9 protein-coding genes are annotated in these 13059 nt (G+C 52.1%); 6 read left to right on the top strand and 3 right to left on the bottom strand.

Annotation, left to right across the window (positions count from 1 at the left end):
* Nucleotides 1-42: 42 nt before the first annotated feature.
* Nucleotides 43-870: a lipoate--protein ligase family protein gene (locus K3T83_RS14490; RefSeq protein WP_220203680.1), complete on the bottom strand. Its 828-nt coding sequence runs from the start codon at nucleotides 868-870 to the stop codon at nucleotides 43-45.
* A 34-nt stretch (nucleotides 871-904) separates the two neighbouring features.
* Nucleotides 905-2095 (bottom strand): tRNA guanosine(34) transglycosylase Tgt, encoded by a 1191-nt coding sequence (tgt, locus tag K3T83_RS14485; protein WP_220203679.1) that lies wholly within the window; start codon nucleotides 2093-2095, stop codon nucleotides 905-907.
* A gap of 430 nt (nucleotides 2096-2525) precedes the next feature.
* On the opposite strand from tgt, the gene K3T83_RS14480 reads away from it, so the two are divergent.
* From K3T83_RS14480 to K3T83_RS14460, 5 genes are all read left to right on the top strand, one after another.
* The gene (locus K3T83_RS14480; protein WP_220203678.1) at nucleotides 2526-2834 is read left to right on the top strand and encodes a zinc-ribbon domain containing protein; all 309 of its coding nucleotides are present in this window, start codon (nucleotides 2526-2528) and stop codon (nucleotides 2832-2834) included.
* Between the two features lie 753 nt (nucleotides 2835-3587).
* Nucleotides 3588-4577, top strand: a complete 990-nt coding sequence (locus K3T83_RS14475) for an HD domain-containing protein (protein WP_220203677.1) — start codon at nucleotides 3588-3590, stop codon at nucleotides 4575-4577.
* Entirely contained in the window at nucleotides 4537-5856 is a 1320-nt protein-coding gene (locus tag K3T83_RS14470; protein WP_220203676.1) for a TGS domain-containing protein, read from the top strand. The genes K3T83_RS14475 and K3T83_RS14470 overlap by 41 nt, the downstream gene beginning before the upstream one ends.
* 421 nt (nucleotides 5857-6277) lie before the next feature.
* Nucleotides 6278-8596, top strand: a complete 2319-nt coding sequence (locus tag K3T83_RS14465) for a RelA/SpoT family protein (RefSeq protein WP_220203675.1) — start codon at nucleotides 6278-6280, stop codon at nucleotides 8594-8596.
* Nucleotides 8597-9266: 670 nt separating this feature from the next.
* Nucleotides 9267-10262 (top strand): helix-turn-helix domain-containing protein, encoded by a 996-nt coding sequence (locus K3T83_RS14460; protein WP_220203674.1) that lies wholly within the window; start codon nucleotides 9267-9269, stop codon nucleotides 10260-10262.
* 232 nt (nucleotides 10263-10494) lie between these two features.
* On the opposite strand, the gene K3T83_RS14455 is transcribed toward K3T83_RS14460, so the two are convergent.
* Nucleotides 10495-11724, bottom strand: a complete 1230-nt coding sequence (locus tag K3T83_RS14455) for an ISAs1 family transposase (protein ID WP_220203673.1) — start codon at nucleotides 11722-11724, stop codon at nucleotides 10495-10497.
* A 286-nt stretch (nucleotides 11725-12010) separates the two neighbouring features.
* Here K3T83_RS14455 and K3T83_RS14450 point away from each other — a divergent pair, with 286 nt between their 5' ends.
* Nucleotides 12011-12817, top strand: coding sequence for a BON domain-containing protein (locus tag K3T83_RS14450; RefSeq protein ID WP_220203672.1), 807 nt, complete (start codon nucleotides 12011-12013; stop codon nucleotides 12815-12817).
* Nucleotides 12818-13059: the final 242 nt, after the last annotated feature.

Genomic DNA, 13059 nt, shown 5'->3' with positions numbered 1-13059 from the left:
CATTGGTGCAATGTGTTGGGCGTGAGCGCGACTGGCGCACCTCTACGAAGAGATGAGTGTGACGCGTTCTTTCCGCCAGTTCAGCTTGCTATACTTCTCCTCTACCAGTTGATGAGCCAGATCCCACTCAGAGTCAGTGAGCTCTCCCGGCTGAAATTCTACCTGTAATGCATTACTGAAACCGCGTTGCAGTGCCTTGGCGGTATCATCCCAGGTGGCATCAGGTCGGAACGTATGCAGGGGCGTGGCTTTTTCGCGATAGAGCGCCAGCGCATCGGCCCGTGCCTCTGGCGATGGGAAGCGCAGCATCTCGAAAAACTCAGGTGCTCGATCATCGATGGGGAGCGATCCCTGTTGCAGCAACGACTCATCCTTCCAGACTTGCGCGCTGCCCACCAGCTTGTAGCCGTCGCTGGTGAGATCGGCCTGCGTGGACGATGCAAAGCAAGCGGCGGAGGGATTTTTATGCACCCGTTCGTCGCTGATCTCGGCCTGCACGCCCAGCAGTTGCAAGGCGGCCAGCAAGCCCTGCGCAAGATAGGCATAAGCTGGCACGATTCCCGATGGCACGCCGTTGCGTTTCCCGATGACGATGCTGTACGTTAGCTCGTCCCGGTGATAGACCGCACGGCCCCCGGTGGGACGGCGAACCAGCGGCACATATCGTTGCCGGCAGACATCCAGCAAAATCTCGCGCTCGATGCTCTGGAAGCGGCCCAGCGTAATTGAGGGCTGCTTCCACTGAAAGACGCGCAGTGTCGGAGGCACCTTGCCCTGAATATGATGAAGCAGAATAGCTTCGTCAATTGCCATATTCAGCGCGGTATCTTGCTGGCCGGTATGAAGAAAACGATAGGATGCAGTCTGCATACAATCTTTCCTTTTGATGCGTAAGGGTACGGTATTATCGAACGTCGGCCTGACGCTCTCTGGCGGCTTTCCATTTTTCGCGCTGCTGCTCGCGTACCTGTTCGGAGGCCGGAACGTAGCGAGCCAGGAACTCATCGCGGAATTGTGTATAGGTGCCGGCCTGGATAGCGGCACGCAATTGAGCGGCGAGGCGCAGCATAAAATGGACGTTGTGAATGGTGCCGAGGCGATAATACAGTTGTTCCTCAGCACGAATCAGGTGGTGAACATAGCCCGCGCTATAGTTGCGACAGGTGTAGCAATCGCAGCCCTCTTCAATCGGACCTCGCACAGTGCGGAAGCGCGAGGATTTGATATTGACGCGCCCGGTTGCGGTAAAGAGTCCACCGTGACGAGCGACGCGCGTTGGGAGAACGCAATCGAACATATCCATGCCCAAACCCACTCCCATAACCATATCTTCCGGCGAGCCAACGCCGAGCAGGTGACGAGGCTTGTCGCGCGGCAGCTCAGGCGTGACGTGGCGCAACATCTCCCACATCTGGGCCTTTGGTTCTCCAACAGAGAGGCCGCCGATGGAGAGGCCCGGAAACGGCATATTGCCGATCACGCGTGCGCTCTCTCGCCGCAGCTCTGGCTCAAATGCGCCCTGTACGATGCCGAACAGCGTTTGTTCGGGGCGATGGCGCTCTTTGGCGATTAGCGCGCGCTCCTCCCAGCGGTGCGTGTTCTCCATCGCCTTGCGCGCTTCGAGAGGTGAGCAGGGATAAGGAGCGCAGATGTCGAGTGGGAGAATGATGTCTGACCCAAGTTCCGCCTCGATCTCCATGACGCGTTCAGGCGTCAGGATATGATAAGAGCCATCCAGATGCGACTTGAACGTGACACCATCTTCGTTCAGCTTGCGGAGATGCCCCAGACTCCAGACCTGAAAGCCGCCGCTATCGGTAAGGATCGGACCGTCCCAGTGCATAAACGAGTGGAGGCCACCAAATTCAGCCACCAGCGACGAGCCGGGCCGCAGCATGAGATGATAGGTATTGGCAAGAATAATCTGTGCGCCCGCCGCACGCAGCTCTTCGGGAGAGACGCTTTTCACGGTGGCCTGAGTTCCCACAGGCATAAAGATAGGTGTCAAGATAGTGCCGTGAGGCGTGGAAATGGTGCCGGCACGCGCCCAGGAATCCGGGCATTCGGCATCAATAGTAAAATGAAACGATGACATGTATTTCTCAACTTATGGCATGCAATGAGCCACAGACAAACCCATTGTTCTTTTTCCTATTGTCTCATGAGCGTCAAGTCTGATCAATTTCTCTGATACATTGACAGGACGAAACGAGATGAACAAAACTAGACGAACGTGAACGAAAGTGGGTGAAATGAGACGAAAAAGTGAATTGTGTAGAAAGAAGCAGGCACATAAAAGATGTATAAAGATATTGAAAAGAATAAATTTTTGCCGGAAAAACGCTTGCAAATGGCTAAAAGATGGTGTATGCTTTCATGCGGTATCCAATCTCGGTCTCGCATACGGTGCTTCGTCCAGAGTTTCCGACCCACGCTGGTAGGGGGAAGGAAAGAACGATGGTGGACATCTGCTACGGAATTATGGACCTGGAGGATTACCAACATATCACACAGGAGGTCCTTAGTTGAGTTTCGATGACAAAACCCTAAAATGCCGTGAATGTGGAAACGATTTTGTATTCACAGCAGGTGAACAAGAGTTCTACCAGCAAAAGGGCTTGATGAATCAGCCTGGTCGCTGCCCTTCCTGCCGCGCTGCCCGCAGAGCTTCTGCTGGCGCTACCGGCTCACGTTCTGAACGCGCCCCGCGAGAAATGCACACTGTTATTTGTGCAGAGTGCGGCACAGAGACGCAGGTACCATTCTTACCCAAGAATGACCGCCCCGTTTATTGCAGCCCGTGCTACGATAAGGTTCGCGTTGCTCGCAGCTAATTCGGGTATTCGCTGACCCCTTCTGCATACAGACAGCGAGGATTGTTCTCTTTTTGAGAGAGCATCCTCTCTGGGAGTAGGTAGGCAGAGAGTCGTAGTTCAGGCGCTCCCTTTCTCCATTCAGAACTTGAAGACAAAGCCGAGGTGTGTTCTTGGTTTTGTCTTATTTTTGTTGTATAATACAAGAATTCTCTATCTGAGACTGCTGTATGCTGCTTCTCTGGAATAAATGTAACTATATTTACGTTCATTATTGTACCGGGTTTGTAACAACCACATTGTGACCTTTTTTTCGGTCAAGTCATTCCTTTCTGGCGACATTGTATCTAAAAGGTTATGGATTTGCTTGACAGTCATACTTTGCTCTTTATAATAAAGTAGTAAGATTCTTTTTGGATATGTGCAGATGTATTCCCGCGCAAGGGGCATCTCTTGCGGGTGTCTTGTCGTCTGGTCTAAATAAAAAAGCTGGCGCAAAGGAGGACACCTGGAAGAGGTGCCTTTCCGCTTATGCGTATGGAGGGATGAATGCTACTCAGGCCGCGATGGAGGTTGAAAGACGTGCAAACACAAGAAGGTATCACTGGCTCTGTTGTAGGGTTTTATAATGGCTACCGATTCAAATAAAATTGCTGCTGAGTCGTTTGTTCCCTCAATTGCAACGGCAGCAGCTTTGAGGACGAACTTGACTCCATCTCATTTCACGCTTGCGGATTTACTGGTTGAGACAAGTAAATATCTCTCCCCGAGGATATGGAGAGAATCCGGCAAGCATATGCGCTGGCCGATCAAGCACACAAGGGCGTAGTGCGGCGTTCTGGCGAACCGTATATTGAGCATCCAATAGAGGTGGCGCTCCTGCTGGCTGAGATGCGTATCGATGCTGAAGGGATTATGGCTGCCCTTTTACATGATGTTGTTGAGGATACTGATTATACGCTGGAAGAATTGCGCGAGCAGTTCGGCGCTGCTGTCGCCAGTATTGTTGATGGCGTGACCAAATTTGACGCCCTTGCCAGCCAGCCCGCTAGTTCTGGCAGCGAACATTCCTCTGAACTGGAGTCGGGTACTGAGCCTGAAACCCCTTCCGAACGTCCTCCCTCCTCAATCGTTGACAAGCGCCGCCAGCGCAGCGAGACTGTGCGCAAAATGCTCCTGGCGATGGCCGAAGATCCGCGCGTGGTGGTTCTCAAGTTGGCAGATCGCTTGCATAATATGCGTACGCTTGCCGCCATGTCTCCTGCTCAGCAGCAGAACAAGGCTCGTGAGACCAGCGAGATCTACGCACCCCTGGCCCGGCGTCTGGGCATGATGCAGGTGCAGGCCGAACTCGAAGATCTGGCGCTTTTATATCTGGAGCCTGAGCGTTACGAGTGGTTAGAGCAGGAGGTGGCGGAAGAGGTAAAAAGGCGTGCTCCATATGCTGCGGAGGTCTGCCGTATCTTAAGTGAAGAGATGCAGCGCGCCGGGATTCACGCGGAAGTTCATGCCTGGCATAAACATCTGGCGAGCATTAACCGCAAAGTGGATGATGTGACTCATTTGCATATTGGAAACGAGCTGAGCCAGATTCATGATCTGGTCTCTTTTCGCATTCTGGTTGATACCGATAACGAGTGTTATCTGGCGCTGGGTCATATTCACGCGCTGTGGCGACCAAAGGATGGGCGTATCAAGGATTTTATTGCGACGCCCAAGCTGAATGGTTATCAATCGCTGCACACCACCGTTTTTTTGCCTTGACAATCGCCTCGCTGAAATCCAGATTCGCACCCACGATATGCAACGAACCGCCGATTATGGCATTGCCAGCTATTGGTATCTGAAAGAGCGCGTGGGCAAGGATGAGGCCTCGCCCAACAGTTGGCGTCTCTCGTATCGCGAGATGGTGGCCTGGATCGAGCAGTTGCGCCAGTGGCAGCGCGAGTTGCCGCAAAGCGCCGACGAGTTTGTAGAGGCGGTGAAGGGCGATATCTTTCAGGAGCAAATTTTTGTCTTTACGCCCAAAGGCGAGGTCAAGGATTTGCCGCGCGGCTCAACTCCGCTGGATATGGCCTATCGCATTCATACCGATATTGGCGATCACTGTGCTGGTGCGCGCATTATTACTAACATGGATGATAGCGGTCGGCTGGTGACGCGTCTGGTGCCGCTGGATTATGAGCTGAAAGGTGGCGAGATCGTTGATATCGTCACGAGCAGGACCGTTCATCCCACCCGCGACTGGCTCAGCTTCGCGCGCACAGCGGCAGCACGCAACAAGATTCGGCGCTATCTCAAGACATATGAGCGCGAGATCAATCTACAAATGGGCCGCGAACGCCTGGATCTGACCCTTAAAACGATGGGTGCGGCCGGTGTGAATGAGCGTATCGAAGAGCTGCTTCAGCGCCTGCGGAGTGAAGATCCGGCGGCGGGTGCTGCCCTCAAAAAGTATGCCACGCTCGATGATATCTATGTCGCGCTGGGACGCGAGGATCTTCAGATTGAGGAGATCAAGAAATACCTGTTGCCGTTCCTGCGCAAACATGGAGAGATTGCTCAGCGCAAGAGCGGTGCTCATGCCACCATCGAGAACGAGGCTGCCAGTCTGGTCAAACTGGCACAGTGTTGTTGTCCGATTCCCGGCGATGCCATTGTCGGCGTTTTGAATCCGAACAAAGGAATGTTTGTCCATCGCAGCGATTGCCGCACCCTGCGCCGCTATCGCAGCAATCCCAATGCGCTTGTAGAGGTCAACTGGCTGCAAATCGAGCCGGAGAACTATCTAGTTCCTGTGACGCTCATTGCCCATGATCGTTCAGGTCTTTTACGCGATGTGGCGGCGGTCGTTGCCGATGCTGGTATTAATATGATCTCTGTAACCTCCTCGACGAACACATCTCTCCAGAAAGCCGTGATTACCGCAACGCTAGAGATTGCCGCCGCGCAGGGCGTTATTGATCAAATCGAGCGTGTCCTCCGTCGTTTGCGTCAAGTCAAAAATGTCGTCAGCGTAGAACGCGCCCTGTATACGCGCTAAATCGTGCTGTCGTGGGGGGCGAAATCTCCTTTTATTGGTGGAACATTTTGTAGTGAATTGGCGTTATCATTACTGTTGCTTGCGGCGATCTCCCTTTCGTAGTCGCGCAATTTATCATAAAATACCGCATTTGTGCGGTAAATTGCGCGACTACGAAACGTGCGGGAGCGCGTTTGTTTATATTCATAAGGAAGCAAGCAGCTTGTGATTTGTCAAGTCCCAGTTTGGGGCAAGATGACGAACGTTGGGCCAATTATAACGTATACTGATAAAGAATAATATCTGTGGCTTGTTCTCTGAACGGGATGGGCCGGTTACTGTGTAGATAATTGCCATGATCAAGAGGTTTATAGAAAGACATACAGGGTCGCCAGAGTTTCCAGATGCAGCGATCAAACTTTTACGGCTTGTGAACCGATATATGACGACGCCAGATGTCGAACTGGTTCGCAGGGCGCTGCACCTCTGCCTGGAAACGTGTCGCGATGTATCCGGCTTGCGACCAATACCACCTCTGGAGCATGCACTTGCTGTAGCAACTATCTTAGCTCAAATGCATATCGATGCGATTGGCGTCTCTTCTGGTCTGGTGTTTGAAGCACTGGACGCTAATTTGCTCTCGTTGGAGCAGATCGAAGAGGTGCTGGGCTATACAACAGCACGTGTTGTGGGCAGCATGGAACGCTTGAATATTCTGGAGCGTAAAAAGCAGAATATTGCTGATACGGGGGGCAGTATCCCCGCCATCTCGATTGATAAGAAGCCACGCATCCGTGAAGCTTTGCGCCGCCAGCAATCAGAGACGGTGCGCAAAATGTTTGTGGCGATGGCCGAAGATCCGCGCGTGGTGTTACTCAAACTGGCCTATCGTCTGCATGCGATGCGACGTATGTGTCATCCGCGCTATATTGGAGATCGCCAGGAGATGCTGACAATGGCTCAGGAGACGCGCGAGATCTATGCGCCGCTGGCTGGACGTCTGGGTATCTCCCGTGTTGAAAGTGAATTGGAAGATTTAGCCTTTCAAATCCTTGAGCCAGAGTGCTGCGAGTGGGTGCGCAACCTGATCGAGATGGAAAGCAAGCAGTGGCGCTCCTATGTTGAGCGCGTCTGTAGCATCCTGCGCAAAGAAATGAACGCGCTTGGCGTGAAAGCGGAGGTCTCTGGCCGCGTCAAGCATCTCTATAGCTTCTACAAGAAACTGGCCCGCAATGCTGGCGATGTGGGAGGAGGAGGAGACCTGGAGGCGCTCAAGCAAGCTGCCGATATCGGCCAGATCCACGATCTGATTGCCTTCCGCATTCTGGTAGATTCGACGCCCGATTGTTATATCGCGCTGGGGCATGTACATAGCCTGTGGCGACCCAAAGAGGGCCGTATCAAGGACTTTATCGCCAATCCCAAGCCTAACGGCTATCAAGCGCTGCATACGACGGTTTTCTGCCTGGATGATCAACTGGTTGAGATTCAAATTCGTACGCACGCGATGCATGAAATGGCCGAGTATGGCGTGGCGATGCACTGGTATTATAAGGATGTTGGCGACAACGCCTCTGCCTCTGCTAGAGAACTGCAAACCTGGTTGCGACAACTGACCGAGTGGCAACACGAAATTCGCACCTCGAATACCAGCGATACGGATTTCGTCGAAGCCATTAAGGATGATCTTTTCGAGGAGCAGATCTTTGTCTTTACACCCAAAGGCGATGTCAAAGATTTGCCGGTTGGTTCCACTCCGCTTGATTTTGCCTATCGCATCCATAGCAAGGTCGGCGATAGCTGTGCTGGCGCGCGTATTATCACGCAACTTGGCAGTGGCGATGGGGACCGTCTGGTGACGCGTATGGTGCCGCTGGATTATGAACTTAAGAGTGGCGAGATCGTTGATATCCTTACCAGCCGCTCAGCTCATCCGACACGCGACTGGCTCAATTTCGCGCGTACGGCGGCGGCACGCAACAAGATCCGCCGTTACCTCAAATTCCACGAGCGCGATATCAATATTCAAATTGGCCGCGAACGCCTGGATCGCGAACTCAAGTCATCCGGGCGTGGCTTTGAAGCCATTAACGAAGATGTAGAGCGCTGGCTCTGCGGCGATGGCAATGAGTTTCACGTCAATACCTTTGAGGATCTGCTGGCAGCGATTGGCTCGGACGATGTTCGACCGCGCGCTGTCGTGGTGAAGCTCAACGAATACTGGCAGCAGCGCGAGGGGAAAGATACCCGCGAGGAGGAAGCGGCACGGATACCGTTGAGTACAACGGCGAAGATCCCGACTGTAGCTCAATTGCAGGTGGCCGGCGTGAATGGCCTCTTAACGCGCCTGGCAAATTGTTGCTGTCCGCTGCCCGGTGACGAGATCGTGGGCTATGTCAGTCGCGGGAAAGGTGTGATTGTTCATCGCACTGATTGCCAGAATATCGCGCTGTATCGCAAACAGGACCGCGAACGTCTGATCAACGTGAGTTGGACGGGGATGAGCCAGTCTTCTTATCTGGCTCCCATTGTGATTACTGCGCGAGATCGTCAAGGGTTGCTGCGCGACATCGCCGCCGTTACCTCTGAACTGGGCATCAACGTTGTTTCGGTCAATACTCCCTTCCGCAGCGGCGAACAGGCGGTCATTGCAGCAACACTAGAAATCAGCGATCTGGGGCAGTTGCAGCGCGCTTTAGCACGTATCGAGCGTATAAAAGATGTATTTCAGGTTAAACGCGATCTAGGGAAACGCAAATAAAACATTACCCCATCTATTGGATAGTTAGATCTAAAAGCATCCCCAGTGTATGACAGAGGCGATGGCTGGTCCTCGCCCGACTTCACATGCCGCGATGGTAGCACCAGAGCGAGGACCAGCCATCGCCTCTGCCATACACGATTTGATCCCACCATGTATGATATGCCAATAATCGAACCTGCACAATTTGCTTCATACATCTTCGGCAAGACCATTCCTTTGAAACCCCACCGGTTTCATCACACTCATACTGTTCTTTTGCACTTCGAGAAAAGAAATGCTATAATTATGATAGCACCAGTGATTTATGACACTTCATGCTGGATCAAAATGTACGTAAATACAAGAGCAAAAGTGTCACGCGAGAAGATTGAAAACGTGTCCTATTGGAAAGAAGCACGTCGACTGTGCAGGATGTGAGAAGAACGGGACAACTGATAGCATTGTGTAGATGAATGCTGACAATTTGTTTGTAGAGCCAAAGTGATTTTTTCGATTATTGCCAACCAGACAACATTTTATGTGTTATTTATTGACTGAACAGCAATGTATGAGTTATGCTCACGGGGGCATGTCTGTTTATTAAACATCGTATTGGTTCGCTCTGTTGTATCAGGAGGAAGAGGGCGTAAGCTTTGCACAGGAGATTGACGCGATAGCACATATGAGTATGGAAGAGCCGAAAACGTGGCGTGAGTTGTTGGGGCTGGTGATCAGTGATCCACGTGAGAGACTCCGGGTTGCCGAGGTTGTGGGGGTAAATCCGGTTACGCTGATACGCTGGGTGAATTACAAATCGAAACCACGTCCAGACAACATACGCTCATTACTTACAGCCTTATCAAGATATCGTCAGCCTTTGGCAATGCAACTGATTACGGCTGAATATGCAGACATCATGGACGATGTTCCTACATTTATGGATATCGCGCCCGAAATTCCCTCTGCATTTTATGCTCGCGTTTTAAATGCCCACACCAGCAGCCCGCCATTGTTGCGTGGGTCATCGGTCAGTATATTAATTCTCCAACAGCTGTTAGAACACCTTGACCCGCAACAGGTGGGCATGGTTGCCATTGTTGCTCAGTGTACGCCAGCACTGAACAGGGGGAAGGTGCACAGCCTGCGCAAAACGTATGGTCGGGGAAACCCTCCCTGGGGCAATGTCGAACAACACACCCTCTTTCTAGGTGCAGAATCGCAGGTGGGAAGAGCCATCGGCTCAGGCCGCTTCACCGCCGTTCACACACAGGAGGATAGGTCGCGGCTCTTTCCTATGCATAACTATACTACCGAAGGGCAGAGTGCAATTGCCTACCCTATTTTGCTCGCTGATCGGGCGGCTGGTTGTCTTGGCATTGCCTGCACGCGGCGCAATTATTTTACGCAGACTCATATGGACCTCATTCAGCATTATGTTGATCTGCTGGTGCTGGCCTTTGAGCATCATGAATTTTATCCGCTGCAAGACATTGAGCTTGGCATTATGCCACCTGCCTGGAGGCAGCAACCAGTATTAGCCAGTTTTCAACGGCGTGTGACTGAGTGTATTATAGATGCCTCGCGCAAGCGCATGCCTTTGACGCGGCTTCAAGCGGAGCAGGAGGTCTGGCAAGAGATAGAGGAAGAGCTATTGCGTATCCCCTTTCTGAATGGCAGTAGTTAATTCAGGGCTTTCCAATTCTCCCATCTAGCGGGAGTGCAGAGGGCGGCAGCCCTTTGCCGGGGTGCGGGGTGTCCCCGCAAAAAACTTTTTTCTTCTCTTTTGCGCGCCGTCGCAGGCGGCGCGCGAAGGAGGGAAGGAAACTGGGGACACCCCAGACCCCGGCAGGGAGACCCTGCACCCCTTTGAGCGGAGAACTGGAAAGCCCTGGTAGTTAATTCAGGGCTTTCCAATTCTAATAAACAGTACAAGAACCAGTGAAAAGGAGAGCAAGAGCTTGTTGAGGGTGAGCGTCAAAATAGCGCATCTGTCGAGCAACGTTGCGAACGCCAACGCGATCCATCAAGCTCAAGATGGTGCTGTTGAGTTGAGCCAGAAGGCTCGGTACTCGTCCAGTGCGCGTTTGACAGGCATCTTCCCCTAAACTTCCGTCGCGGCGATAATGCAGCCGATTTTCGATGGCCCAATGCTCCCGAATCAAAGCGAGCAGGCGGCTAGGTGGCGCTTGGCGCATGGAGAGACTACTCAGTCCATAGACGACTTCATGACGAAGCGTGCCAGCTTTGAGCAAGAAGGTCGTCCGTTCGAGCCGAAAGACTTGCTCGATGCCTTCCCATTGCTTGCCAAACCACTCATTGAGATCAGGACTGCACGTGATAGCTCGATGTTCTTTCCGTCCATGAGCTTTGTCCCACGTCTCTGCTTGTTTCCACCGACGACGATCAGGGCCGCGATCTTCGAGCAAGTCCGCAATATCTTCCTGGAGGGTCGGTTGGTTCTCTTTGGCGATCAAAATATAATCTCCGGCTAGTTGATGCACGCGGCTACAGAGATCACGTTGGGTATGCATGGCATCAAGAGTCAAGATACGTCCTTTCACACATGAGGGAGTCAATAAGGGTTTGAGCGCACTGATCTCGTTCTCTTTGGCCCCGACATTACAGTGCCACAAGACAATGCCAGTGGCGACCTCATAACAACTGAGTTGATGGATTGGATGTTCTTGTGAGGTCGTGGCACGCAATGTTTTCCCGTCAATCGCCAGATGAGCATGATCGGCTTGACTCTGTGGAGTGTGTAACCGACTTGGCTCGTCTCCACACCGGATCTGAGCCTCCCATCGCACAAAAAAAGCTGATAAGATCTCGTCAAGGTGTTTCCCATCCACTTTCGCCAAGACGTTCCAATAGGTCGTCTGACATGGCATCTTCTCTCGTCGTAACTCAAAGTGTTGGGCCAAGTATCCTGCTCGATGGCGAATCCATTCGGTGGCTGCACTCAATGTTTTTTGTCCCGCAAGTTTGGCAAGCACAAGCAGGCACAAGATCACTGCCAAAGAGTAGCGTTTGCCTTGCGCACGCCTGGGATCAGTCAGTCCTTGCAATGCTTCATAGAGCGAGAGAACTGCGCTTTCCGCTGCTTCCATCTCCGCTTGAGGTGGCACGTTCCATGTTGTATAGTCCATAGAGAGTTTTCCTTGTCGATGTGATGTTTTTTGTATTCTACAAGAAAAACTCTTCTTTTTCACCTCCTCTTTGAGAATTGGAAAGCCCTGTAGTTAATTGCTGCTGCTTGCACGAACCTCATATATTTGGTATGCTACGTAGTAAGATTAGGATGTGGGACTGGATCGAATGGAGATCCCTGCAATTGTCTATTATTTTCAAGAGCAGAGCTAGTAAGTACCTGTGAGTCCTGCATATTCAGACCCTTGCAATTGTATACCATTTTCAGAGGAGAGCGAGAGCTTTATGGACACGTCTCTTCACAATATGAACCTTACAACGGACGAATTATCGGCGTCCCTGGCAGTTAAAGAGGTAGAGGGAAGCCTGGAAGAAGAAGAGCATCATATTCACATGCCCAATCCGAGCCTGTGGCCGTTTATTTTGGGCGCGGCCATCCTGTTTACGCTTGCCGGATTGCTGGCTCTTCCCGATATTCCCTGGCTGTCTATTATCGCTGCTCCATTTGTTATCGTCGGTATTCTGGGGTGGGCGTTAGAAGATCCAATGGCCTCGCCTCATGAGGTGGAAGAGATCCGCTATGAAAGAGGGGAATTACCACCAGCCGAGAAAATACTGGAGCAGGCTAGAGAAGTTGCCGAGCATACCGTCACGGTGGCTAGCACTGCCTGGAGCGCACATCCTGTGAAAGTCGAGCTTGAAAAAGAGGTCGAGAACGAGGGTGTTGTGCTGGCACTTTATGGCAAAGTTGAGCTTGAGGCACAACGTCAGGAATTGGAAGACGCCGTACGAGAAGTGCCATTTGTCATCGATGTACACAACTATATCACTGCCGAAGACGTTATCTTGAATATTGCGAATGCGCGTCTGGAAAATCTGCGCACACAGGGGAAACTGGACGGCGCAAAAGATCTCTCAATTCTGGTTGAGAACTACATCTTGAACCTCTATGGGGAAGTTCCTAGCGGCGGCATGAAATCAATGTTGGAGAGGGAGATGATTGGTATTCCGGGCGTTCGCGTTGTGGTCAATCACATCGGCCTCAACAAAGAGATCCCCGGTAATCTCGGTAAAACGCGTAATAAGATCTAGATGTGTTTCGTAGTGGAGCGATGTATCGCGTTGGTGGAACCGCATCACAGACCACCTCCACGCGATACATCGCTCCACTACGAAACAGTTGGTACAGAAAAGAGGGGGAAACCTGCAAATCAGGTTTCCCCTCTTTTCTGTTATTTAACGGCCTTTGCGCAAAAAGGCGGGAATATCGATAACGTCTCCGGGAGGAGCGTTGCGGCTACCGCGCGAAAGCTCCGTCGCGCTACGATCCAGGC

It is taken from the genome of Reticulibacter mediterranei (assembly GCF_016587455.1).
Note: the sequence above shows the minus strand (reverse complement) of the source record. Positions and strands in the feature narration are given on the sequence as shown.

Coding starts and splice junctions, on each gene's coding strand:
- K3T83_RS14455 (WP_220203673.1), bottom strand. CDS start 11,724: ATGGACTATACAACATGGAACGTGCCACCTCAAGCGGAGATGGAAGCA.
- K3T83_RS14450 (WP_220203672.1), top strand. CDS start 12,011: ATGGACACGTCTCTTCACAATATGAACCTTACAACGGACGAATTATCG.
- K3T83_RS14475 (WP_220203677.1), top strand. CDS start 3,588: ATGGAGAGAATCCGGCAAGCATATGCGCTGGCCGATCAAGCACACAAG.
- K3T83_RS14465 (WP_220203675.1), top strand. CDS start 6,278: ATGACGACGCCAGATGTCGAACTGGTTCGCAGGGCGCTGCACCTCTGC.
- K3T83_RS14470 (WP_220203676.1), top strand. CDS start 4,537: ATGGTTATCAATCGCTGCACACCACCGTTTTTTTGCCTTGACAATCGC.
- tgt (WP_220203679.1), bottom strand. CDS start 2,095: ATGTCATCGTTTCATTTTACTATTGATGCCGAATGCCCGGATTCCTGG.
- K3T83_RS14460 (WP_220203674.1), top strand. CDS start 9,267: ATGGAAGAGCCGAAAACGTGGCGTGAGTTGTTGGGGCTGGTGATCAGT.
- K3T83_RS14490 (WP_220203680.1), bottom strand. CDS start 870: ATGCAGACTGCATCCTATCGTTTTCTTCATACCGGCCAGCAAGATACC.